Genomic DNA, 25924 nt, shown 5'->3' with positions numbered 1-25924 from the left:
TGTTATTCTTTGTCTGATATAATTTTATCACCTAAAGTTCTGTTGATAAAATTGGTCATCTTTTTATATAAATGAAGCCTAGTATTGCCTCCATATATGCCGTGGTTTTTATCCGGATAGATCATCCATTCGAATTGCTTATCTGCTTGAATTAAAGCTTCCACCATTCGCATAGTATTCTGTACATGTACGTTATCATCTCCAGATCCGTGAATCAGTAAGAAATCGCCTTTAAGTTTGTCTACATGATTAATTGGCGAATTTTCATCATAACCACTTGGGTTTTCTTGAGGCGTTGTCATGTAACGTTCTGTGTAAATTGTATCATAAAATCTCCAACTTGTAACAGGTGCAACAGCAATCGCCATTTTAAAGACATCATTTCCTTTAAAAAGAGCATTACTACTCATAAAGCCACCATAACTCCAGCCCCAAATTCCTATTCTCGAAGCATCAATATAATCTAATTTACCTAGTTGTTTTGCTGCTTCTATTTGGTCTTCTACTTCATACTTCCCTAATTCGTTTTGAGTAACTTTTTTAAATTCCGAACCTTTGAAACCAGTTCCTCTACCATCTATACAAACAACTATATAGCCTTGCTGCGCTAACATTTGATACCAGTAATCATTTGCACCATTCCAACGATTAGCTACTTGTTGAGAACCTGGACCTGAATATTGATACATAAACAAAGGATATTGTTTGGCAGCATCAAAGTCTTTAGGTTTAATGATCCATATGTTTAAATCATTTCCGTTCACAGAAATGGTACTAAACTCTTTTTTAGACATTACATAACCTTCTAATGTCTTGGCTAAACCACTATTATCCTTAATGTTTTTTACAATTTTTCCTGATTTTGAATTATACAACGTGTATTCTTGAGGCGTTGTAGCACTAGAAAATGTATTAATGAAATACGTAAAATCTGCACTAAATGAACCAGCATTAGTACCATCCTTTTCAGTTAAACGTTTTTTACTTTTTCCATTTAATTTTATTGAATAAACATCTCTATTAATCGATCCGTTTTCGGTAGATTGAAAATAGATAGTGTTTGCTTTATCATTAAAACCATAATAATTTGTTACTTCCCAATTTCCTTGAGTCACCTGATTTATTAATTTGCCCGTTTTGGCATAATGATAAATATGATTAAACCCATCGTCTTCACTCGTCCAAATAAAACTATGGTCATCTAAAAAGGTTAGGTTATCCGTAACATCGATATAAGCATCATCCTTTTCAGCTAAAACAATTTTAGATGTCATTGATTTAGTATCTATCATCCAAAGGTCTAATTCATTTTGATGACGATTCATAAATTGCGCACTTAGTACGTTTGATTCATTAGTCCATTTAATTCTAGGTATATAAAAATCTTCATAAGCCTTTTCAACCTTTATCTCTTGTAATTTTGCTGATCCTAAGTCATATAAATGCAGTGATACTTTAGAATTAGCTTCACCTGCTTTTGGATATTTAAAAACATGTTGCGTCTGGTATAAATCTGAACCGTAAACGTCCATAGAAAATTCTGGCACGTCAGTTTCATCAAATCTTATAAATGCAATTTGATTACTGTCAGCATTCCAGTCAAAGGCTCTAACAAAAGCAAATTCCTCTTCATAAACCCAATCCGTTATACCATTGATGATTTTATTTTTTTCGCCATCTGTAGTTATCTGTGATATTTTACCCGATTCTAAATCTTTAACGTAAAGATTGTTATCATAGCCATAAGCTACTTTTGTACCATCTGGAGACAACGTTGGTTCTTGCACTAAATCGTCAGATACTTTAGTAACTTTTTTAGAAGCTACATCATAAATGTAGTATTCTCCTAGCGTGGAATGTCTAAAAACAGGTTGTGACTTTGTAGTAAGAATTATTTTAGACTCATCCTTAGTAAACTTATAATCAATAAAGTATTGAATCTCTGCAATATCAGATGAAGACACTAAAGTGCTCACTTTTTCTAACGTTTCATAGTCGTAAATATCAATAGTAGTCGTTCTACTAACTCTATTAAAATCTAAAACCGAATACTGATTTCCATTAGCCATTGAATGCAGAGCTTGCATTCCTGAAGTTCTAAATTTTCCTCCCCAAATTTCCTCGAGTGTAATTTGTTTTTCTTGGCAGAAAACTAAAGCAGTGATAAAAAATGTAAAAACTACAGCAAAACGTCTAAAAATCATGGATTTGTGTTTAATTATATTTAAAAATTACAGGCTTGAGGTTGTTAATAACACGACCTCAAATTCTATTTTTAGCATGTAAGTTTCATAAAATTCTTATTTCAATAAAGCAATGTCAAGTTTACTAAAAATTATGCAAAAAATCGCTATTATTAACAGTAAATCGGCATTTACAGCCTATTATGCACACATTTTATACCAATCCTAGTATCTTTGTTTTTACTAAACTAAAAACTAAGATGCCAAATACAATTTCTGGCTTTTCAAAGCTGTCTAAATCCGATAAGATTGAATGGCTGTTAGACACGTATTTTAATGATAAAACCAACGCAAGAGCGCTTGTTAAAGGTTATTGGAATACAGATGATAAACTACAAAAGCTTCACGATGAGTTTATTGAAAACACCATTACCAATTATTATTTACCATTAGGTGTAGCTCCTAATTTTCTAATTAATGGGAGTCATTACACCATTCCAATGGCAATTGAAGAAAGTTCGGTTGTTGCAGCAGCTAGCAAAGCAGCGAAGTTTTGGTTAGAGCGAGGCGGTTTTAAAGCAGAGGTATTATCTACTGAAAAAATTGGGCAGGTACATTTTATGTTTTTAGGTGACTTTAAAAAACTTCAAATCTTTTTTAATTATGTAAAACCTAAATTAATAAGCGAAACGGCTACCATAACAAAGAGTATGGAACGACGAGGTGGTGGAATCTTAGATATTGAATTACGAGATAAATCTGAGGATGTTCCAAATTACTATCAACTGCATGCTACCTTTGAAACCATGGATGCCATGGGAGCAAATTTCATCAATACCTGTTTAGAACAATTTGCTACTACACTGAAATACGAAGCTTCGACTTACGAAGCATTCGATGCTAAGGAAAAAGATATTACCGTTATAATGAGTATCCTTTCTAATTACGTTCCTCAATGTTTAGTGCGCGCAGAAGTCTCTTGTAAGATTAAAGAATTAAAAAGTAAAGACATACCTCATCCTGAAGAGTTTGCGCAAAAATTTAAGCAAGCTGTTAGCATTGCTGAAATTGAGCCTTATAGAGCTGTGACACATAATAAAGGTATAATGAATGGTATCGATGCCGTGGTTTTAGCTACAGGCAATGATTTTAGAGCTGTTGAAGCTGGTGTACATGCTTATGCCGCAAAAGAAGGAACATATTCTAGCTTAACACATTGTACCGTTGAAAATGGAGTTTTTAGATTCTGGATTGAAATTCCCTTAGCATTGGGAACCGTTGGTGGTTTAACCAGCATACATCCCTTAGTTAAGTTTGCTTTAGAAATGTTACAAAAACCGTCTGCTAGAGACTTAATGCAAATTGTTGCGGTTGCTGGATTAGCTCAGAACTTTGGCGCGGTAAAATCGCTTACCACAACAGGCATTCAAGAAGGACATATGAAAATGCACTTAATGAACATCTTAAACCAATTTGAAGCTACAGAAGCCGAAAAAACAAAGCTTATAGAGCATTTTAAAACAAACGTAGTCACACATAGTTTGGTAGTTGAGGCCATTGAGACCTTAAGAAAATAAATTGAGTAAGGAAACCAAAATATATAAAAGCAACGGCAAATTACTCATTACTGGAGAGTATGCCGTATTAGATGGTGCAAACAGTTTAGCGATTCCCACAAAATACGGACAGAATTTAGAAATTACGCCTAATGATTCTAATATAATTACATGGAAAAGCTATAATGAACTAAATACCATTTGGTATGAGGACGAATTTTTAATTGAAAATTCATTAGACGCACTAATTATTAGAGCTAAAACTAATAATGAAATATCAGAACGCTTAATACAGATTCTACATTCTATTAGAAGTTTCAATCCTGAATTTTTGCATTTAGATCAAGGATACGATGTTAAAACGCACCAAGATTTTAATAGACTATGGGGTTTAGGCACTTCTTCAACCTTAATTAATAATATGGCTGATTGGGGAAATGTTGACGCCTATAAACTATTAGAAAAAACATTTGGAGGTAGTGGTTATGATATCGCTTGTGCGCAAAATAACAGTGCTATAACATTTCAACTTCAAAAAGATAAAACACCAATAGTAGTAACCGTAGATTTTCAACCGCAGTTTAAACAACATCTTTATTTCGTGTATCTCAATCAGAAACAAAATAGTAGAGATGGCATTGCTGCATATAAAAAATTAGGAAATCTTAATCCTGAAATAATTATAAAAATCAATACTATTACCAAAAAGTTGATTGCTTCAGAATCACTTTCTGAGTTTAACAGTTTAATTGAACAACACGAAACAATTATCTCTAGCCTCATACAGCAAGAACCTATTAAGTTAAGGTTATTTAGCGATTTTAATGGTGCTATTAAGAGCCTAGGTGCTTGGGGAGGCGATTTTGTATTGGTTACTTCAGCGCAAGATCCAACGCCTTATTTTAAATCTAAGGGATTAGACATTGTCATTCCGTATGACCATATGATTTTATAAAAATTAAAATCTGTAGATTTCAAAATCATTTTCATAAAAAAAGGCTTTACATTTCTGTAAAGCCTTTTGATATATAAAAAATATTCAGGTTAATAAACCGTCTTTGCTCTATTATCTTCAATTTCTGCAGCATTTTCTAATGCTTTATAAACTGCAGTTTGTGCTGCTGCACGACGCTCGTTATTTAATCTATTCATTATTGCAGAATAGTTATCCAACTTGGTAGCTTCTGTAATTTTTGTTACTTCTACAACGTAAACACCCTTTTCTCCATCAATTGGCTTAGATGTTGCACCTTGCTCTAATCCAAAAGCAGCACCTACAACTTTAGGCTCAACACCTGCTCCTGAAAGCGTAGTGTTTTTTAATGTGATTGCCGCTGCACTTTTAGGGCTTAATCCTTGATTTTTTGCAATGTCTGCAACTGATGTTCCTGTTATTTTATCACGAATCAATTTCGCTTTTTGCTCATTTCTAATAATAGGTAACGCAGTGATTGATGCATCTTCAGTACTCATTAAGCCTTTGTCTTTTTTCTCAACAACTTTAGCCACTATAAATCCGAAATTAGAAATTGCAAAATTCTTATAATCTCCAGTCTCTGTATCTTCATTAAACGCCCAACGCACAACTTCTCTTTGACTTCCTAAACCTGGAATATTCTCATCTAAAGCTTTAAAAGAAATAGGCTTAACTGTTAATTCTTTTTCTTTAGCTAATTCATTAAAATCGCCATCTTTTGCTGCAATCTCAAACTTAGACATTTTGTTAAACACAGCTTGTAACGTTTCGTCAGATGGTTCAATTTTATCTGCAATAGTCGCTATCTTTAAGGTGTTATTATAACTCTTTTGTTCTAATACTTCAATAATGTGATATCCAAATGACGTTTGCACTACATCAATATCACCAACTTTATTATCAAAAGCATACGCCTTAAATTCTGGAGCCATTCCTGCTCTGTAATCAAATTCTATTTCTCCATCTTGCTCATTACTTACTTTATCAGAAGATAATTCTAATAAATCCATAAACTTCGTTCCTCCTTTAATCGCTGCTAATATACTATCTGCTGTTTTCTTAGCCTCTTCTGGAGTTTTTGTCACTGACGCATCTGCTCTTTGACCTCCAATATTTGGAATTAAGATATGACGTACTTTAACTGAATCTGGTAATTCTTGTTTAGCAACAATCTTAGATAATTTATAATACTCACCATCTTTATATGGTCCGTAATAATCACCTACGTTTAATTTTAATAACGTATCCTTTGCTACAGAAGGTAATTCTGCTGCTCTCAAAAATGAATCATTATATTTAATATCTGAATTTGTATTTACAAACTCTTCAATATTACTAGCATTATCAAATCCTTGAATAGTTTCTTCATTTTTACTACTCTCGTTGTATTCAATCTTATCAGCCTTTAATTCTAATAAACCAGCTTTAATAGCATCTTCATCTGCTTTTGAAGCTTCTTCCTTAAACTCTACGTAAACAACTTCTCTTGTTGCTTCTGTTTCGTAAGTATCTTTATGTTCATTTATGTAAGCTTGAATATCACTTTTAGAAACCTGCACTAAACTATCTGCAATAGTTGTATAAGGAATTTGTACGTAACGTACATCTACAGTTTTTGCATCACCAAAATAATCATTTTCAGCTTCAGAAATTGTAGTGCTTATTCCTGCTTTAATCATATTATAATATGATTGTTGTATTGAGTTTGCAGCGATAGATTGCTCATTGTTTACCCAACTATCAAAGTTTACCATAAAGTTACCTAATGGTGCAGCTCCTCCGTTTAAGTCTTGTAAGTTTGAAATAAAAGCATTTAGACGATTAACATCAAAACTTCCGTTTTCATCCTGAAATTCTGGATAAGAAGAAAAGCTATTCTTCAATAAATCTCTCATTTCATCTTTTTCTACGGACAATCCTAATTTATCAAATTCAGATTGTAATACAATTTTACGAAGTTCTTGACTGTAAATTGTATTCATTGCTTGAGTAGATGTTTGTCTTCCTCCTGAACCATCTTGATAGTTCTTTACCTTCTGCTGAAAATCTAAACGATTAATGTCTTGCCCATTAATAGTTGCAACCACGTCTTGTGATCCTCCAGAAAATGCACTTGAATTTTTGAATAAATCTCCAATTACAAAAGCAAATAATGCCATTGCAATTACAAATATTAATATCAATGATCGTTGTCTAATTTTATTTAAAACTGCCATAGTCTTTTATATATAGTTTATTTTGGTGTAAATAAGTCTGCGAAAATAGTATATTCTTGTAAATAATAAAAGGAGTAACGTAGTTTTTATAAGTGTTACTAATCTATTAATCTACATCGAGCACTTTTAGCTCAACCTCATCTATCTTGGTTGACGAAACTTCTGTAATTGTGAATTTAAAATTACCGATTTGAACATCGTCTTTTTCTTGTGGTATTTCTTCCGTTGCATTAACTATTAAACCGCCTAAAGTTTCATAGTTTTCACTTTCTGGCAGATTTAATTTATAGGTTTCATTAATGTAATCTACTTCAAGCCTTGCTGAAAATTTATAGGTAGATTCATCTATTTGTTCTTCAATCATCTCAATAGTATCGTGCTCATCTTCAATTTCACCAAATAGCTCTTCAATAATATCCTCAACTGTCATTATACCAGATGTTCCGCCATACTCATCAATGACTACCGCCATACTTTTACGTTTCTTATTTAAAATATTTAGAACATCTTTTATAAAAATAGTTTCTGGTACAAATCCTACAGGTATAATAATGGACTTGATAGATTTAGGTTTTTTAAACAATTCAAAGGAATGTACATATCCTAAAATATCATCTATATTGTCTTTATAAACAATAATTTTGGTTCTACCTGTGTCAATAAACAATTGTCTTAAGTTTTCTAAAGACTCTGAGATATCAACAGCGGTTATCTCTGTACGCGGCACCATGACCTCTCTCGCTTTTACATCCGAAAATTCTAAGGCATTCTGAAAAATTTGAATCTCACTATCTACGTCATCATGATCTTCTACCGATTCCATTTGCTCACTAATGTAGTTACCAAGTTCTACTTTGGTCATTGCCAATACCACATCTTCTCCTTCGGTTTTAAAGATATATTTTAAAACTGCATCTGAAATCCATATTACGAAATCAGAAATCCAAGAAAACAATATATAAAATATGTACGTTGGAAGTGCCAATACCTTCAATAATGAATTAGAATAAATCTGAAAAAACACTTTGGGTAAAAACTCTGCTGTTACCAAAATTACAATAGTAGAAATTATAGTTTGGGTTAGCAGCTGTAAATCTGTTAATAAATAGGTTACTGCTGTATTATCTGATGGTAACAAGGACTCAAACCAATGCACCAAAACTTCCCCCATTTTAAAACCATAGATTACCAATGCAATGTTATTACCGATAAGCATTGTGGCAATATACTTTGATGGTCTTGCTGTAAGTTTCCCTAAAATTTTACCTAAAAAATCGCCTTGTTTTTTCTCTAATTCAATATGAATTTTATTAGCAGACACATAAGCAATTTCCATACCCGAAAAGAAGGCTGAAAGAATAAGTGTTGATATAATAATGACTATATCTAGAGTCATATATTACTTTTTATTTCGGTCTTCAATCTTTTTACTAAAGCGTCTTCTAAAAAAAAAGACAAATAATATTAACACCACAAAAAACAATGATGTATAAGATCTATTTCTAGCTACTGACCAGTTAGATACAGCATCCCATAGAAAAAGCACTGCTAAAACAATATAAGCGTATTGAAAAAATTTTAGAATTTTCATTTATTAATTATTCAAAATATTTATTAATCAAAGATAGTTAATTATCAAGCTCAAACTCGCCACCCATTTCTAACATTTGAAAATTCTCGAAATTTTTATCAGAATCAAATCCTATACCATGTAATGTTCCGTATTTCCATGGTTCATTTGTAAACAACCACTCTAACTTCTGATTATAGTATAGCTGTTCTGTAAACAAAGTGTCTTTTTCGGATGTTACAATCCTTACATCACCTTGTAAATCGATGATATTAGTATCTGGATAGTGTATGGCGTAATTAGAGGTTATAGTTGTACGATTACCGTCGTCATCATAAGTTCTTAATTCTATACCTTCAGGAAATTCTGAAAAACCAAACGCTCTATTGGAGTAATCTAACATTTTAGGACTTAACAAATTGGCTATCAACTTAACGGTATCATCAACAAATTTCGTGTATTTTAAATCTATATTATTCGCTTCACCAACAGGTTGATTTTGGTGTACACCAACCTTTTGAACCTCGTTAAAGTCGTTGGTACACGAAAAAAACAAAGTCACAACAATTGCTGTGACTAAGTTTTTAATAATATGTAATTTTTGTTTTGTCATTAAACTTTTGGAACCGTTACTGAGCGACCTATCCAACATCCTATTTTAATTACAGTACCTGAACAGCTACAAGAAAATATATCTGATTTAGATGGCGCACTTGCTCTATAACTTGCTGCTGTTTTAGCTGCTGCAGATCTTAATCTACCATCAACTCTACCAGCTTTTTCAGCTTCATTAGCTGCTAACCAAAATACAGCTCTTTTATTAAAGTTGGTATCTCCACAGTTATTTGCACTTTTAGCATACATTGCTGCTATAGCCAAATAAGGTGATCCATCCGAAGGATTTAATTTTAAAGCCTCCATGTAATACTGTCTTGCTCTACTATAACTTCCCTTAGCCTTTAATTGTTGTGCTAAACCTTTATATAATTTTGCCTTTTTTAAAGGATCTGTAGATAAAGCAATTGTTTGATCTACGTATTTTTGCTCACCAGTTAATACATATAAGTAATATGCCGTATCTGCACTAGGCTCAATAGTATTTTTCTGTTGTACTAATTTTAAGAATAATGGATCTTCTTTACATCCTTTAGCATACATTCTATTCATTGCACGTTGTAACCAAACCCCATTCTCTTTATTTTCTTCAAAATCCTTTTCATATAAAGGTATTAAAACTTCACATGTTGCTCTTTCACCAAGTTTTTGATCCATACTTGGTAGAATTTTAGTTTCAAAAGCATTAATGTAAGATTCGTAACTTGCTTTACGATTAGCCTCTTTTTTAGTTAGTGTTCCTCCTGCTTCTTCTTTAGCCGCATACTTATTTAACTTAACTGTATTAGACTCAATAATTCCTTCAATAATTTCGTTTACATCATCATACTTATCAAACATCTGCTGCGCTGTAAGTTTTTGTGTATCATATAAATCTACTGCTAATGAAAAGTAAGAATATAATCCTTTAGCGTCACTAAAGTTTTTAGCATCCTTTGTGTAAGCTTCATCAAACATAGCATATACTTGCTCATCAGTCTTATTCAATTCTTTCTTGTACTTATAAGCTAAATTCGCCTTATCAACCAAAACGTCTGCAAGATCATATTTAGACTCAAAATGCTCTCTACTTTGATCGTGTAATAACATTAAATCATTGATATGAGCCACTTGCTCTTCACCTGTAGAGTTTTTAATTTTATGTGTTAAGATTTTTTCTCCATGTGCATAAATCGCTCTATTAAATTTAGGGCACATTTCTCTTACTATTTTCCAAGGACCATAGGCATCATCATATTTTTTACTTTTTACGTAACCGTCAAAAAGCGAAAGATTCGTCATGCATTCTTCCTGGCTATCATCTTGAGCAAAGCTCAAGTTAACACTCATAAAAAGGGCTAATACCAGTATTGTAATTCTCGTTTTCATTTTTAAGTTAATTTTATTAGTAATACTTTTTTTGTTGAAACCATCTAGAGTTTAAAGATAAACTAACATTAAAGTTTACAAAATTCTCTAAGATTAAATTTTTCTCTGTTGTTCCTCTTCTTCCAAATTCTAAACCTAAATTAGCATTAGAAAACAAATTTCGAGCTCCAACTGGTAAACCTAGTCCAAAAGATATGCCAAACTCATTTATTGGCTCATCTTTTATAACTAAACCTGTGTTTTCAAATTTAACTCCTGCTCTATAAACTACACGATTAAAATAACCCGAGAAAGCATTATACTTAGGAATATAGAATCCTCCAAGTGAAAATTGAGAACCATCTTGATAGGTTGTTGATGTATCAGAAAAAACGGGATTAGAAAATTCACTAGTATTTAAAAATGTATATTCTGCTCCTACAAACCAAGATTTTGGTTGACCAACTCCTGCTCCAAACGTAAAACGAGAAGGTAAGGTAAGCTCTGTATTTTTAAGATTCTCAGCTTCTAAATCAGCTTCAATAACATTCGAAATCCTAGTGACATTATATTCGGTATCTAAGGTCACTGTTGAAAACGTTCTTTCATTTTCAGATTGCAACTCACTCCCTGGAGCGTATGTTGCTGTTGTAGACAATTCTAATTTATCCGTAATCATGGTTTTATAAGCTAAACCAAAATTTAAGTTTAATCCTCGTAAATCCGATCTATTGAATTCTCTAGTTTGATACTGAGCAATAGTTCCTTCGTTCGTATATGCTATTTCTACTGCCGTATTCTGAATATTACCAAAATTATAGTTAAAATCCACACCAATACTTAGTTTATCCGTTACCTGATACCCTAAGCCTCCAAAAACCTTATTAATTCCGCCTTCACCATTATAACGATTTAATACATCACCATCATCATCAACATCATTTAATCTGTAACCTACAGATGTATAAGGCAATATACCAAACCCAACACCAAACTTACCTATTGGAATAGATAGAGCTAGATAATCAAAAATTGTACTGTTTGTTTTAGCTTTTTCAGAATCGCTATTTAAAGTACTATTAGAGGCCGTACCAGCTACAGAAAATTTAATTGGTCTACTTTCTCCGTTGAAGGGATTAGCGTCAATATTTTTGCCAGCGTAAGAAGCAGGATTTCTTAAATTTAAATGAATACTATCCAAGTAAACTCCCATTTCTCCCATGCTTCGGTTTTCAACTGTACCTCTAAACTTTAAACTCCCAATTCCATAAAATGAATATGGAGAACCTGTTCCTTGTTGAGAAAAAACAGAAGAACTAATAATTGTAATACAAATTACAATGAATCGTTTTATCATTATTTTGAATTATATTCGAGTATAAAATCCAAACCTTCCAAAAGAAAATTTGAATTCGCAAATATGGTATTTTTTAATTGGTTTGACAAAAATTTGGTATCTCCTCCTGTTAAAATAACTGTTAAATCCGAATAATCAGCCATATATTGATCAATTATTCCATCTATTTCCTTAATTACTCCGAAAATGACACCAGAATGAATTGATGATTCTGTGGAGTCACCAATAATATTTTCTGGCATTTTAGAATCTAACAATGGAAGGTTTGCTGTTAAATTATTTAAAGTTTTATAACGCAACCTTATTCCTGGAGAAATTGCACCACCCAAATATTCATTATCTGTATTTACAAAATCGTAAGTTATGCATGTACCAGCATCTATAATTAAAACATTATTATTAGGAAACTGATCTGCAGAAGCACTAGCCAAAGCCATACGATCTACACCTAAAGTTTGAGGTGTAGCATACCTATTCTTATATGGCATTTTTGTCCTTGAGCTAAGTTCAATAACTGGCATATCAGTTTTTATAACTTCAATATCAGTTTTTGACAAAAAACCAACCGATGAAATAATGGCATTATCTACTTTTGGGTAACTTTTTTTGAGCTTTTTATATTGTTTTTTGAACTCATTCAGCTCAAAACTCAGTTTACACATTAAATTTTTGCTATTAAAAACAGCAAACTTAACGTACGTATTTCCCACATCTACAATAAGATTCATATGTATTTTATATTTTACAAATTTATAAAATGAAATTTTAGTAAATTCTTTTTGTGAATAATAAAAATGCATTTATATTTGCACCCGCTTAATTAAGCAATTGGTGCCTTAGCTCAGTTGGTAGAGCAAAGGACTGAAAATCCTTGTGTCCCTGGTTCGATTCCTGGAGGCACCACTAAGTAAAAGCGTAAACGCCTGATTATCAAATGATTGTCAGGCGTTTTTCATTGACTGCTCTTGAATATGCTCTGGAATTGTTTGCAAAGCCAATGGTGTCAATACTTCCGAGAAACTACACTTTTTATATCAATAAGAATATTCTGAATAACTGAACAACTTTTTGACATACTACTTTATACATACAAACCTTTATATTTGTTTGACTTAAACGTTACAAATTTTTTCGATTTTTCGATATGTCTGCAAAGTCTTCAAATAACAACTCATCAACTCCTAATGAGATACACAAAAAGGAACTAGAATCGACAATACTTTCACTTATTGAATCTACAGGACTTTTAGAAATAGATTTTTTCAACGTTTATGACAATCTAAACGAACAAGACCGCAAACAACTTATAAACGAATTTTACCATTGGATTATTTCAAACAAAGTGATCCGACATTATGATTCTAAGTACGTAAACTATAGTGTTGATCAACAACCCAATTATCGTTTTGGTGATTTTGATAAACGTGTTGCTGAAAATCGTTTACCTGAACTTATGGAATCTTTACATAATGATAAACTATCGTATCGTGCTACTGTGTGTTGGGTGGAGCATAAAAAAGCAGAAATCAATACCTTTAAATATCAACTTAAAACACTACGTGATGAATTTTTTGATAACGTTTCTTCTGAACCAGTAGAACAAGCTGTGATTTCTACTTCAAATACTACCGATTATACTTTCCCAACTGAACTTATAGATAAAGATTTTGACAAAATCATATTTGACCATTGTTATAGAATACCTACTAATCTTGACAAGCAAACACTGCTTAATCAATTTCAGAAGTACTTCACCTCTATATCGCAATGTTTTAGTTCGATACAATTTGAAGCTTGGCTATATAATTCTTTTGAATTTAAAGAAAATATAACTACTGCTACACCTTTAAATCTTTCGCTTATTTCTAAAATAGGCATCTTCAAACATCACTTACATCATTTATACACTAATTTTAATACGATTTACGGCACTGAAAAGAAAGGCTTTGCTAATAGCCTCATTTTAAACTTTTCAAACGTCAGAAACGGAGTTAATTTCATAAATAACAAGGCATTCAAAAAGCAATTTGATTCATTAGAAAAAAGCATTCGCAAAAAGACTGGCTTCACATATGATTACGAGTCTTAAACCATCATTTTCTTCATTTTTCACATGTTCTACACGTTATTTACACGTATGGCTAACGTACATTACACGTGCTATTTCACACCCTAGATAGACTCATTTTATTTGCATCGCAATAGTAATAAACACGCCATGCAACAAGACAAATTAACATATCATTTCAACGAGTTCATAAGTGAGTTCAAAGCGCAAATTACGGAAGAGGTAGCTACGTCCGTAATTGATTCTTTGAAAGACGTTATCAAGTCGTTACCTCAAGGTCGGCCGACCGATGATATGCAACATGTTACCCTTAGTGAACTGGCGTGTTTGTTTTCAATTTCAAAATCAAAAATTAATCAGCTTAGAAAAAAACATAAAGATTTCCCTTTGGTTAAAATCGGAACATCAGTTCGGTTTAATCCTCGAGAGGTTAAAGTGTTTCTTAAAAAGCATTACAACAATTAAAAAATAAAAATATGGAGTTAAAAGACGCAAAAACCTTTGTAGACTATTACAAAGACCAGTCGATAAAGTTTTGGCATAAAAATGGAGATGCCGTACTTCTAAAGGCATATCAATTGATACGATTTCTAAAGTTAAAATTATATGTATGCAAAGTTAGACTACATGAGACGACACACTTAGCTATAAAACGTTATAATCAAATTGAATTGGTAGATAATGAGGCAATTGCCCAAAAATTTATAACCTATGTTGAAGACTATTTCCCAGATGATAAGGGCATACTTAGTAAAACAATGGTACTTGATTTAATCGTTGGACAGTCCACTTCTTACTATAATAATAAGGTATTTAATCACTTACCTATATATAACGTAACAATTAAACCCGACACTAAGGATACGTGTTATCTAACTTTTGCTCATCAGGTGGTAAAAATCACAAAACATGAGTTACAACAAATACCTTATCACGAACTGGATATTGCGGTATTCAATAATCGAAAAATTGATAGACGTTTCAAAAGAAACAAAAATAAACTTCGTGGTGATTACGTCAAGTTCGTTTGGAATTTATCGGGTCATTCTCCCTATCGTTTTAAAGTGTTCTGTACAGTTCTTGGGTATTTGATTCACAATTATAAAGACCCTGCAAATCCAAAAATGGTTATTCTTATTGATCAAGTGATTGGGGAATTAGAAGCGGCTAATGGTGGCTCTGGTAAAAGTCTGTTTTTTAAAGCCATTGGACATATCCGAAATTTGGTAGAGCTTAGTGGTAAAAAATTACAATCTAATAGTCGGTTCGCTTTTCAACGTATCGATGTATGGATAGACGTAATTTTAGTTAATGACGCAAGTAAAACTGAAAACCTAGAAAATTGGTATAATATTACTGCCGATGGTTTTATGACCGAACGCAAGTATGAAAAGGAACAATTTATTCCACATCATCTTTCGCCTAAGATATGTTTAAGTTCCAATCATATGATTAGACGTCCTGAGGGAAATTCTTCCGAAAGACGTGTCCACGAGATTGAGGTATCTGATTACTATGGTAAAGACTTATCTCCTAATGAAGAATTTGAAAGAAACTTATTCGGCGATGAGTGGACTGATAAGGATTGGCGTGAATTTGACAACTTCATTGTGTTCTGCGTGCAGTACTACCTTCAATTTGGTTTATTAACACCGCCTAAAATTAACATCCTCAAACGCAAACTTATTGCCGAAGTTGGTATTGAACTTATCGAATTTATGGATGATAAAATTACCCAAGGCATTACCAAATTCCATAAAAAAGACACGTACGACGAATTTGTGAAAGGTGGTTTTATCAATAGAAAATATATCCCTCAACGCAATTCATTTACTAGAAAATTAAAGAAGTTCTTCGAATATAAACAACTGAATTATACTGAAACACCTTCTGATAGCAAAAAGTATCTCGAACTGCTTACAGATGTTAAAATCGAGGATGTCACCACACAAACACTTAAAGACAAAGTTGTCGATTATAAATTGGTCGATACTCCGAACAAATTAACACGATTAGATAATACACTTAAAACATTATAACAATGACAAAATTACTAACATACGATTTAGAAACCACAGGACTCAATCCGAGAACATGTCGCATATTAGGCATAGCCATCTGTATTTCTGTAGGCGTGACTTACTATATCACTTTACCAAAGTGTATTGAAAAGGCCAAGAAGATATTGGAAGTGCTTCGTCCTTATTTTAAAGATGCGTCCATTGAAAAACTAGGCCATAACCTCAAATATGACAATCAAGTGCTTAAACATTATGGTATTGATGTTAAAGGAAAATTACATGATACTATGGTTGGTGATTATGTGTTACACCCTGATCGCAAACATCATGGGCTGAAATTAATCTCAAAACTGCATTTAAATTATCAACAGTTGGAATTTGACGAGATCGCTATTGGCAAAACTAAACAAGATAAAACGTTAGAAGGTGTTGACCCAAAATTAGTCTCTGTATATGCGTGTGAAGATACTGACCAAACCTTACAATTACATCAATATTTACATCCTCAAATTGAACAAAATGGACTATTGGATAGTTATAACCTCGATTGTCAATTGGTTGATGTCATCAGTGAAATGGAATATAATGGTATTACTATCGATATTGATTTGGTTAAGGAGATAGAAAGTGAGATTGACGTGCTGTTAAAAAATTTAAAACAGTCTATTTTAAAATTCACCTCTGGTGAGTTTAATATCAATTCTACTAAAGATGTTAACCATTTATTATTTAATCAACTAGGTATCGAACCGATTGGAGATAAAAACAAAAATGGGTTGTATTCAGTATCGAGTAAGATACTTAAACGTTTACTGCCAGAACACAAAGTCATCAAATTAATTTTAGACTATCGCGCCATATATAAGGTGAAATCAACCTTTATTAAAGCATTATTACAGATAGACCCTGTTAGTGGTCGTTTACACACCTCAATTAATCAAACGGTTACTGAAACTGGACGGTTAAGTAGTAGTAAACCTAATTTACAGAATATTCCTAGTCGTACTATTGGTAAAAAACTACGTCAGTGTTTTATCGCTTCTAGTGAACACCATACACTTATAGGTGCGGATTTTAGCAATATAGAATTACGTGTAATGGCTATTATTAGTCAAGATGTGACGATGTTAAGTGCCTATAAAGATGGTGAGGATCTACATGCGTTAACAGCATCAAAAGTTTTAGGTATTTCTTATCAGCAAGCTAAAGAGAATAAAGACCAACGTAACATTGGAAAACTGATCAACTTCGGATTAATCTATGGGATGAGTTCCCACGGACTCCGTGAGTCGTTGTTTCTTAATGCTGGAAAAGACTTCACTTTAGAACAATGTCAAGATTTTATAAACACATACTTTGAACTGTACAGAGGTGTTGCTAAATGCCGTGAAGATTTGGTTTATAAGGCAACCATAAATGGGTATACTGAAACCTTGTTTGGCAGGAAACGTCCTTTATCTAATATCAATTCCAACGATTCTTATAAACGTAGTGCCGCTAAACGTTTGGCTATGAATACACCTATTCAAGGTACAGCCGCCGACATTATTAAAATGGCAATGGTCAAAATCCATAAACGTATCAAATCAGAAGGCTTAGCCAGTAAAATGCTATTACAAGTCCACGATGAACTGCTATTTGATGTTCCCAATTCCGAACTCAAGTACATGGAAAAACTGGTTAAGTATGAGATGGAAAATGCTGTTCACTTGGCTATTCCTATGGAAGTGGATTTACAAAGCGGTCGTACTTGGTATGATGTCCATTAACTCGATAATAGAAATTTAAACAACACATAAACTTTTAAATACAAAAACCATGAAACAAATCGATTACATCAAAATTAAAGTAAACAACGTAGACACTTTAAATACAACGTATTTAGTAGAACACCCTACAATTAAAAATCGGTATCACTTCAATTTTCCAAAAAATGGTTTTAATGGCCGTCCATTATTTGGGAAAAATATTGAAATCTACCACAACAACAGTACTTTATATCTAAAATGTAGTTTGCCGTATTTGGTTTACGGGCATAACCATATTGAATTTAATGCCATTGAAGCTAAAGATGTGTTAGTCTATATTTCTTCACTTTTGAATGTGAACCTACTTCTGGGCATCGTTGTAGATTTTGAAGTAGGCTATATCTATTCATCGACACTACCTTTTAAGGAGCTTTGTCATACCATTAGTGGTATTCAAGGGATGGACTTACAGAAAAAAACAAATTCGTTTCTTGCTTATGGACATAAAAACAAACAGTTCAAACTGTATAATATTTATGCTAACCTAAAACGTAAAGTCAGTAAGTCCGTTTTCAATTCAATCGAAAATCTATCGCCTAATAATGTAAAATTAGAACTAAAATTTACGAAAGACCATCGTTATTCAGTTTGTGAATTTCTTGACATAGGTTATCAACTTGCTTTTAATGAATTAGACGATTTACTTCAACATCACATTCAGCAAGTGAGTCATATTTATAATGGTGTTAAGTTCGACGATATCCTTTATATGACTTTGCTAAAGGCTAATAAATATACACACAAAAATGTAGATGAAATGGTATTGGATACCATTGCCACCATTGACGCTACGCCTAGTCAAAAATCGGCAAGACGCCTAGCATTAAGACAGAAACAAGCACAAATTAAACATAATCAAAACCAATCTTTTATTCAATATTTCAAAGAACCTAGTTATATGGACCTTCATTTTTAGGGACATTCCCAACAACTATTGTAAAACTATAAAAATCGGAAATCCTATGAAAATAAATCTCGTACTCAAACAGTCAGAATCACAAAGGAAACGAAAAAGTGATCAACGAATGATTTTTGTTAACTATGCCTACAAAAGTCAAAACACCACATTCTTCACCAAAAAGAATATTCCTATTAAAATGTGGGATAAAAAGAACCAATGTGTAAAGCGTGCTTATGCTGGTCATTCTGCGCTTAATGCGTATTTACAAAAGTGTGTTGGTGACATTAGAAATATCGTTAATATGGCAATGCTTGATGATATTGACCCCACTGTAACCTACGTTAAAGATATTCACAAAGGACGTGTTGAGGCTAAGAAAAAACAACGAAAATTATCATTTTGGGACTTTACAGAAACCTATATGGAAAATGCGAAAATACGTCTCTCAGCTAATACGTTACGTTCGTATAAAACCATACTTAAAAATATTAAAGGTTACGAACGCTATGCGCGAATTAAACTCGATTGGCATAATATAGACATGGATTTTTATTACAGTTATATGGACTACTACCTTAGCTATAAAGCACTAAAAACAAATGGCTTTGGTAAGGTGATTAAATTATTGAAGTCAATTCTTAATAGTGCAACCGACCAAGGCTATAATACCAATATGATTTACAAGAGTAAAGCATTTAAGGTTATTAGTGAAGATACCGATAATATTTATCTCAATGAAGAGGAACTTTCTAAAATTATTGGGTTGGATTTATCAGACAATAAGAAGCTTGAACGTGTTCGTGATTTGTTCTATATTGGTTGCTATACAGGATTACGTTTTAGTGACTATAACCAAATTACTTCTGAAAATATAAAAGGTGGAAATCTACACGTTAAAACCAAAAAGACAGGTACTTTAGTCGTTATTCCTTTGTTGGAAGAGACCAAATCTATCATTGCCAAATATAATGGTAATTTACCTAAAGCGTATACCAATCAAGTAACCAATCGCTATCTTAAACAAATTGGACAACTCGCTGGATTAACAAGTGATTTTAACACCTATCATACTTCTGGTAAAGGACGAATTAAACAAACATTTAAAAAGTATGAGATGATTTCTACTCATACCGCTAGACGATCCTTTGCTACTAATATGTATAAACGTGGTTTAGACACTATTATGATAATGGGTATTACAGGGCATTCCAGTGAAAAGGTGTTTATGGATTACATTAAAATATCTAAAGAAGAAAATGCCAAACTATTCTTAGCTGGTATTAAAAAGCGGAAAAACGCCGCTTAAAGTTCAAACTATAGGGAAGTACAAATGTGCTTCCTTTTTTCATTTATAACAAACCGTAAAAACAATAATTATGAGCAAACGAACGAATTTTAAAGCAATGTCTAAAGCTGATTTTATATCACATTTAGATAACAATAACATTGAATATACCACCTTTAAAACAACCACAGTTTTGGGCTTAAGTGTTATTAAAATTAAACCGAATCATTTTAGATTGGGCGAACGTGTGTTTGAACTAAAAAAACGGCAAACAAATAGATTCTAAAGTTGAACTAACCAATATTCCGTTGGAAGTTGAAGATGAAATCGAAACTGGAGATGATGATGATGATGATGATGATGATGATGATGTTAAAAATCCTACTTCTAAAACTATTACCAAAAAACAACTGATTAAACTAATTGACCATCGTTTTCAGAATATGGGAACAAAAGGTGTGTATCACCCAAAACGTTTAAAGCCAAAATGGAATAGTTTAACCGATGATAACGATAAATTAGCGTTGTTTGAAAAGTATTTATCCAATAAAGAGACCTCTATTGGTTTACACAAACTGATTGAAGTAAATCTTTGCCACAAAACCTTAGAAGCTATAATCATCGAGGATTTAAGCGTCTTAAAATGGCTGTCCTCAGATGGCTTATTGAAAAACTGTATCAACAAGTTTAACAAATATAAAAATGGTAAGGACTACCTAAAATCAAAAGGAATAAAAATTACTGACGATAAAAAGGCATATTAATTGTAACTTTATCGGCAGAAACATATTGAAATAATTATATAGCGTTAGCTATTTATTCTTGTCAAGGAAAACTGGTAATTTTTAAAATGCACAAGATGAATAGACTCAACGCTCACGCTTTGGCGTGGGCTTGGTTTATTTGTGCATTGGGTATACCAGTACCTCCTTGACGATAAGCTACAGTTCCACGCTTTTTCGTTTTATAAACTCTTCTATTTGGGACTGGTAGATACAGCTACCATACTTAATGAAACAAATTATCATTCTTCTATTAATTATTACATCAACTGTTTGTAATGCGCAAATCAAACTAGGCCAACACTCTTCTGAAACACTTTATTTCTTAAGTCATTTGGTAGATAATAGATCGGATTGGCAAATGGAAAAACAGCTTTATAATGGAGAAATACAAGAACTCATTGTTTATAAAGCAGACCAACTCTATTACGATTTAAAGGTAAAAGTAGATGTTATTGAACGTTATATTATGATTGATGGACAGTACGCTTATAACATCGTTCATTTTCCGTCTTTAAAGACAGACTTTTTACAACAACGTTTCAACGACAAGTATAGTAAGAATAAAATTGAAGCCCTTTACTTTACCGATGATTATCAACATTATAGAACAATTGAATTAATTGATGGAAGCGCTTCAGTAGTTTATAAAAAGTATAACCCAAACTTGTTTTCCGAAGGTATTAATAACGAAGTTAAAAAACGAAGGTCAGAGTATTTAGCTAATACAGGAAATAGAGAGTTAACTCGTAGCAAACGCAAATCATTACTATTCGATTATTTCAATATAAAGGATTATGATAGTAGTTTTGTTAGCAGAATACAGCCTAAGGTTATTGACTTAATCGTTAAACAAGCCAAAAATGATTTACAAAATTCAATTAGTACAAAATCAAGTCGATCTTTTGAAACTCTTAATACTAGCTATCAAGTTCGTTTTTACGCAAAATCAAAGTCAAAAACAGCTCAATGTCAGATAAAATCTTTAGATTCAACTGTCTCTTATAGACCATCATATATCTACGAAGTAATGTTTAAACTACCTCCTATTGAGGAGCAATATAATGGAAGAACTTATAACTTAAATAGAGAATTAGTCCTAAAACTTGACTATGATTTAATCCGAGGATCTATTGATATAAAACACAGAAAAAACAAACCTTTTGAAATACTTTCTAATAAAAGCTTGAGTTCGGAATTTAAACGTAAGATTTCAGAACAGCTTAAAAAATATAAATCTGGAAAATTCACATTATATTATCAGTTTGGTACTATTAATGGCATTGATGCTTCTGAACTACTTGTATATGACTTAAAAAAATAAGTTTACTTTCAGTGTCTTTTTATTAAAGAGGAAGGCACTCAAAGAAACTTCTGCCGATCTGTAATTACAGCCAATTTATAGAACAACGTACTAAAGAAATACGACATAACCTCTATTCTATATAGAAGTGTAAAGTCCCTACTTTTTAAACTGATGTACAACGCTTAAAGTTCTTGTTATATAGAGGCACCTAAAATTTTACATAATTCTGTATCACTAGTGGCTTACTCCATCAATGTAGGTTGGTATCTTATGACTTTAATTCTAAGAAGTGACGTAAACAAAAACCATTGATTTAGGGACATTTTTAATACCTGTTGGTTATCTTTTTGAATAAAAAGGGTGATGGTTACCAAAACAAATAACCATGACTGATTTTAAAGAAACACCACAACAGAAACACATCGCAGATTATAATGTGTATTTGCAACTCAGGGATTTAAACTACACTAACACTGATATTGCTAAACATCTTAATTACTCAAATGAACAACTGGGCTATCTTATAAGTCGCTACACTTTTAAAAATAGCCTAGAATACTCACTTCAAGAAAATGAAGGCGATTACTATTTCAATGGAAAGTTTTATGTAACTCAAAACGCAAGTACTTGCCTCACCCCAGACGAGATTTTAGAAATCTATACATTCACCCAACAACTTGTTAAACAACATAAGGGTATTGATTATTTACAGTCATTTTATAGTGTAGAGCAAGATTGTAAACTATTCTTTATTGATAATTTGAGTAAGTCTATAATAGAAAGTGGAAATTATCGAGAACAAGATAATTACTGCACACTAATGTTGGCATCCGATTATTAAAATGATTAGACATGAAAAACAAGTCAGAACAATTTGAGTTAAATTTAGGTATTCAACCAAAACTTACTTCTAAACAACTTGACAATTTTACATTTGACTTGATGGACTGTTTGAAAAGTCCAATTATTACCTATCCTTCACTTTGGGCTGATACGCTACCTAAAGATGTCGTTTCAAAAGTATCTATGGAACGCTTAATAGCATTGATAACTAGACAACAAAAAGCAACTTTAAGTGAAGTCATTTTATATCTATCTACTGCGTCATTAGAAATGCCTTTATCATACGAGTGGGCAGAAATTTATACATGGTGTGGTTTACAATTTGTAAAGAAATACAGAAATGAAGACACTATTAAACAAATGGAAGAGATTGCTCCTTCTGAACTAAATTCTTATTTGCAAGATAAATTAGATAGCTTACAAACTTGGATATATGAAAAACGTAGAAAAGCTTTAAAGTCTTCTCTTAAAAAATGATTCAAAGTAAATTTAAAAAAAAGAAAAGCGAACGACTGGCTGTTGGATGGCGAAGCCTTTCCAACAAGGAGTGATGCCATTCTCTTCTTTAATTCCCTTGTTTAATTAGGTGTTTAACTAGGTCTTTAATTATAAGTGCAAAATTGGTGGTCTAGAAATGCAAGAATGGTGTAAATGAAATGCAATTTTGGGGATATTGAAGTGTTAAATTGGTGATAATGGAATGCAAGAATGGGGATTTTAGGTTGTCAAATGTTATAAATCCTCAAAATAGAAATGCAAAATTGGGGATTGGTAATTTTTTAGGATAGTTACATCATCAAACAAAAAAAGGAAGCGTCTTTTTGGGTTGACAACTTCCTTTTTCTTAAAACTAAAGTGATGGGCAACAATCTTCATTCCAATAGGAATACACAACTTATTGTTAAAATTCCTGCTACTATAATTTCAAATAAACAATTATCCCTAAATGAAAAACTAATACTTGGTTTACATTATACATTTGACTTTAAATTGGGCAAGACCTCACTAACCAATAAACAGATTGGACAATTATTTCACTTACATCCTAATATCGTGTCATATTGCCATAAAAATCTATTACAGAAAGGTTTTATCACTAAAATGAAGTCTACTTACACGGTTACTTACAAACATTTACAGACTGAAATAATTGATAAACGAGAAATCTATATACCCTATCAAGTCTACAATCATCCAAAGTTAAATACAGGATCTAAACTGCTTTGGGGGGAATACAATTCCATTAGTAAAGGACATCGAGAGTATTTTGCAAAAAGAAGCTATACCTCACAACGTTTAAATGTTTCTGAGGAAAGTATTACCAATTGGACAAAACAACTTAGGGAATACCAAGTATTGAAGTCATATACTCATAAGAGAGGTTATGGTAAATCTCAGAAAATGATTGTTACGTGTTCATTTCAAAATAATTAAATCTCGATTATCGAGTTCGCAAGTACATAGAGAACCTAATTATCTCATAGTTTTACCGCTGTTTAATTGACATATCCATTAAAAATCCTAACAACGGTCTTGAATATGCTCTTAAACAAGTATCTACAGATATACAAAAACATAATATTATCGATAATTAAATCTAAAAACAACAATTATCTAACTAGAGAGTTTTAGAATATATGTCTTTATTTTTTCTTTACTCATAGCATCTACTTTAGACTTACTCTTACTATAAAAATTGCTAAATGTAAAGTCTGTCCAATCCTCTCCTTCTTTAATAGATGGCATTACCATAACAAAACTTTCATCATCATAAGCTATCATATATAACCCTAATTTATTATAAAATATAGCCACACCAACCTCCTTACTATCCTCTTCTTGGTATCTATACACACCAGGCATACACTTAGCACAAGCTGCAACAGCTAATAATTGCACTCCATTATGTTCTCCAAACTCAAACATCTTAGTATCAGCACCACGCTCTGCTTCTAATAAATAATAAGTCCCATTACGTTCTTTAGTTGGCATAGACCCTTGAGAGCTAATTAAGTTAGGTATAAATAACAGAAGTAAATAATAACAAATGGTTTTCATAATTTTAGTATAAAAAATGATTAATTAATAAAACTAATACTGTATAAAACATTATTAAAAAAAGTTCTAGTCTATATATTTTAAAATACTTCATGTTTATGAAGTATTTAAAACAAAAATGCCTCAATCTTGAGGCATTTTATTAATTTTTCTTCTGAAATGTTTATATAAGTTTCTAAGTGGTATTTATACACACAAAACACTTATTCTTTTATAAATTTTTGCCTCACCACGTTCCCTTCCACATCTTCAATCACTATAATATAAAGCCCTTTTTTATAACCTTCCAAATTTAACGATTTTACAGATTTTGTATCTAACAATTTTACTCCATCTGCAGAATAAAGGGCCAGGTGCTCTATTTCTATATCATAATTTATATTAATAATAGTGTTTGCTGGGTTTGGAAAGAGACTTAAACCAGCGGTTGTATGACCTCCACCAGATATAATAGATTCGCATACATCTGAATAGTCTGCGTGAGAATCTTTGTCCCATAAATATGGGCTAAAACCACTATCGACTTGAATACAATATAGATCTTGATTGTTACGAGATTCTACGTATGACAGATTAAAATTATTGTTATTAGCTAAATTTAAACTAATTAACGAATTACCATAACAATTCAAATTTTCTAAAACGCTATTGTTAGTTACATCTAAAGTCTTTAACAAATTATCTCCACAATTTAGAATTTTTAATAAACTATTGCTTGAAACATTTAAAGCATTTAAAGAATTTGAATGACATTTTAATGTTTCTAGAAGAGCATTATTGGTAACATCTATGCTTGATAATGAATTAATACCACAATATAACTCCTCTAAAATAACGTTATTTGATAGGTCCAAAGACGATAAGTTATTGTTCATAGCATTTAACACTACTAAAGATGTATTATTAGATACATCCAAATTTGTAAGCTGATTGTTATTACATGCTACTTTTTTAATGAGGGTATTATTGGATAAATATAGATTTGTTAATGAGTTAGAAGCACAATCTAAGTTAGTTAATGATAGATTTGCT

Annotated in this window: 24 protein-coding genes and 1 tRNA gene; 15 read left to right on the top strand and 10 right to left on the bottom strand. The window is 32.0% G+C overall.

Translation table 11 applies throughout. The annotated features are described in order from the left end of the window. Positions 1-2: 2 nt before the first annotated feature. Positions 3-2204 (bottom strand): S9 family peptidase, encoded by a 2202-nt coding sequence (locus ACJBCC_RS12450; protein ID WP_407557343.1) that lies wholly within the window; start codon positions 2202-2204, stop codon positions 3-5. 239 nt (positions 2205-2443) lie between these two features. Here ACJBCC_RS12450 and ACJBCC_RS12445 point away from each other — a divergent pair, with 239 nt between their 5' ends. Together ACJBCC_RS12445 and ACJBCC_RS12440 are read left to right on the top strand one after the other, a co-directional pair. Continuing rightward, positions 2444-3760, top strand: a complete 1317-nt coding sequence (locus ACJBCC_RS12445; protein WP_407557342.1) for a hydroxymethylglutaryl-CoA reductase, degradative — start codon at positions 2444-2446, stop codon at positions 3758-3760. Position 3761: 1 nt separating this feature from the next. Then, positions 3762-4694, top strand: a complete 933-nt coding sequence (locus ACJBCC_RS12440) for a GYDIA family GHMP kinase (RefSeq protein WP_407557341.1) — start codon at positions 3762-3764, stop codon at positions 4692-4694. An 89-nt stretch (positions 4695-4783) separates the two neighbouring features. On the opposite strand, the gene ACJBCC_RS12435 is transcribed toward ACJBCC_RS12440, so the two are convergent. The 7 genes from ACJBCC_RS12435 to ACJBCC_RS12405 form a co-directional block, all read right to left on the bottom strand. Then, the gene (locus ACJBCC_RS12435) at positions 4784-6931 is read right to left on the bottom strand and encodes a SurA N-terminal domain-containing protein (RefSeq protein WP_407557340.1); all 2148 of its coding nucleotides are present in this window, start codon (positions 6929-6931) and stop codon (positions 4784-4786) included. Positions 6932-7037: 106 nt separating this feature from the next. Then, positions 7038-8327: a hemolysin family protein gene (locus ACJBCC_RS12430; protein WP_299101931.1), complete on the bottom strand. Its 1290-nt coding sequence runs from the start codon at positions 8325-8327 to the stop codon at positions 7038-7040. Positions 8328-8330: 3 nt separating this feature from the next. Next, positions 8331-8522, bottom strand: coding sequence for a hypothetical protein (locus tag ACJBCC_RS12425; protein ID WP_299101933.1), 192 nt, complete (start codon positions 8520-8522; stop codon positions 8331-8333). A gap of 37 nt (positions 8523-8559) precedes the next feature. Beyond that, complete coding sequence (lptC, locus tag ACJBCC_RS12420) at positions 8560-9114, bottom strand: LPS export ABC transporter periplasmic protein LptC (RefSeq protein ID WP_407557339.1); 555 nt, start codon at positions 9112-9114, stop codon at positions 8560-8562. After that, complete coding sequence (locus ACJBCC_RS12415) at positions 9114-10484, bottom strand: tetratricopeptide repeat protein (RefSeq protein WP_299101936.1); 1371 nt, start codon at positions 10482-10484, stop codon at positions 9114-9116. The genes lptC and ACJBCC_RS12415 overlap by 1 nt, the downstream gene beginning before the upstream one ends. A 16-nt stretch (positions 10485-10500) precedes the next feature. Continuing rightward, the gene (locus ACJBCC_RS12410) at positions 10501-11820 is read right to left on the bottom strand and encodes a hypothetical protein (RefSeq protein ID WP_299101938.1); all 1320 of its coding nucleotides are present in this window, start codon (positions 11818-11820) and stop codon (positions 10501-10503) included. Continuing rightward, complete coding sequence (locus ACJBCC_RS12405) at positions 11820-12548, bottom strand: type III pantothenate kinase (RefSeq protein WP_299101939.1); 729 nt, start codon at positions 12546-12548, stop codon at positions 11820-11822. Before ACJBCC_RS12405 ends, ACJBCC_RS12410 begins: the two co-directional genes overlap by 1 nt. A 102-nt stretch (positions 12549-12650) precedes the next feature. On the opposite strand from ACJBCC_RS12405, the gene ACJBCC_RS12400 reads away from it, so the two are divergent. The 13 genes from ACJBCC_RS12400 (at position 12651) to ACJBCC_RS12340 (ending at position 24268) form a co-directional block, all read left to right on the top strand. Then, positions 12651-12723, top strand: a tRNA-Phe gene (locus tag ACJBCC_RS12400). A gap of 241 nt (positions 12724-12964) precedes the next feature. Continuing rightward, positions 12965-13909, top strand: coding sequence for a hypothetical protein (locus ACJBCC_RS12395; protein ID WP_407557338.1), 945 nt, complete (start codon positions 12965-12967; stop codon positions 13907-13909). Positions 13910-14038: 129 nt separating this feature from the next. Then, complete coding sequence (locus ACJBCC_RS12390; protein WP_407557337.1) at positions 14039-14353, top strand: helix-turn-helix domain-containing protein; 315 nt, start codon at positions 14039-14041, stop codon at positions 14351-14353. A gap of 11 nt (positions 14354-14364) precedes the next feature. Next, positions 14365-15927, top strand: coding sequence for a primase-helicase family protein (locus ACJBCC_RS12385; protein ID WP_407557335.1), 1563 nt, complete (start codon positions 14365-14367; stop codon positions 15925-15927). 2 nt (positions 15928-15929) lie between these two features. Beyond that, positions 15930-17678, top strand: a complete 1749-nt coding sequence (locus ACJBCC_RS12380) for a DNA polymerase (protein ID WP_407557334.1) — start codon at positions 15930-15932, stop codon at positions 17676-17678. 49 nt (positions 17679-17727) lie between these two features. Beyond that, positions 17728-18633 (top strand): hypothetical protein, encoded by a 906-nt coding sequence (locus ACJBCC_RS12375; RefSeq protein WP_407557332.1) that lies wholly within the window; start codon positions 17728-17730, stop codon positions 18631-18633. Between the two features lie 46 nt (positions 18634-18679). Further along, positions 18680-19924: a tyrosine-type recombinase/integrase gene (locus tag ACJBCC_RS12370; protein WP_407557331.1), complete on the top strand. Its 1245-nt coding sequence runs from the start codon at positions 18680-18682 to the stop codon at positions 19922-19924. 70 nt (positions 19925-19994) lie between these two features. Continuing rightward, entirely contained in the window at positions 19995-20189 is a 195-nt protein-coding gene (locus ACJBCC_RS12365) for a hypothetical protein (RefSeq protein WP_407557330.1), read from the top strand. Between the two features lie 22 nt (positions 20190-20211). Next, entirely contained in the window at positions 20212-20667 is a 456-nt protein-coding gene (locus tag ACJBCC_RS12360; RefSeq protein WP_407557329.1) for a hypothetical protein, read from the top strand. A gap of 247 nt (positions 20668-20914) precedes the next feature. Further along, on the top strand, positions 20915-22009 hold the full coding sequence (locus tag ACJBCC_RS12355) for a hypothetical protein (RefSeq protein ID WP_407557328.1): 1095 nt from the start codon (positions 20915-20917) through the stop codon (positions 22007-22009). Between the two features lie 367 nt (positions 22010-22376). Beyond that, the gene (locus tag ACJBCC_RS12350) at positions 22377-22832 is read left to right on the top strand and encodes a hypothetical protein (protein WP_407557327.1); all 456 of its coding nucleotides are present in this window, start codon (positions 22377-22379) and stop codon (positions 22830-22832) included. Positions 22833-22843: 11 nt separating this feature from the next. Further along, the gene (locus ACJBCC_RS12345) at positions 22844-23311 is read left to right on the top strand and encodes a hypothetical protein (protein WP_407557326.1); all 468 of its coding nucleotides are present in this window, start codon (positions 22844-22846) and stop codon (positions 23309-23311) included. A 381-nt stretch (positions 23312-23692) separates the two neighbouring features. Beyond that, entirely contained in the window at positions 23693-24268 is a 576-nt protein-coding gene (locus ACJBCC_RS12340; RefSeq protein ID WP_407557325.1) for a hypothetical protein, read from the top strand. A gap of 180 nt (positions 24269-24448) precedes the next feature. Here ACJBCC_RS12340 and ACJBCC_RS12335 read toward each other — a convergent pair whose 3' ends face one another. Both ACJBCC_RS12335 and ACJBCC_RS12330 read right to left on the bottom strand, forming a co-directional pair. Continuing rightward, positions 24449-24892 carry a hypothetical protein gene (locus ACJBCC_RS12335; protein ID WP_407557324.1) on the bottom strand — a complete coding sequence of 148 codons (444 nt, stop codon included), beginning with the start codon at positions 24890-24892 and terminating at the stop codon, positions 24449-24451. A 203-nt stretch (positions 24893-25095) separates the two neighbouring features. Beyond that, the coding region (locus tag ACJBCC_RS12330) for a T9SS type A sorting domain-containing protein (RefSeq protein WP_407557323.1) at positions 25096-25924 on the bottom strand (829 nt) is incomplete at its 5' end.

The sequence above is a fragment of the Winogradskyella sp. 4-2091 genome (assembly GCF_045765065.1).
Taxonomy (GTDB): Bacteria; Bacteroidota; Bacteroidia; order Flavobacteriales; family Flavobacteriaceae; genus Winogradskyella.
The sequence above is the reverse complement of the archived record's forward strand: the minus strand, read 5'-3'. Positions and strand labels throughout refer to the sequence as shown.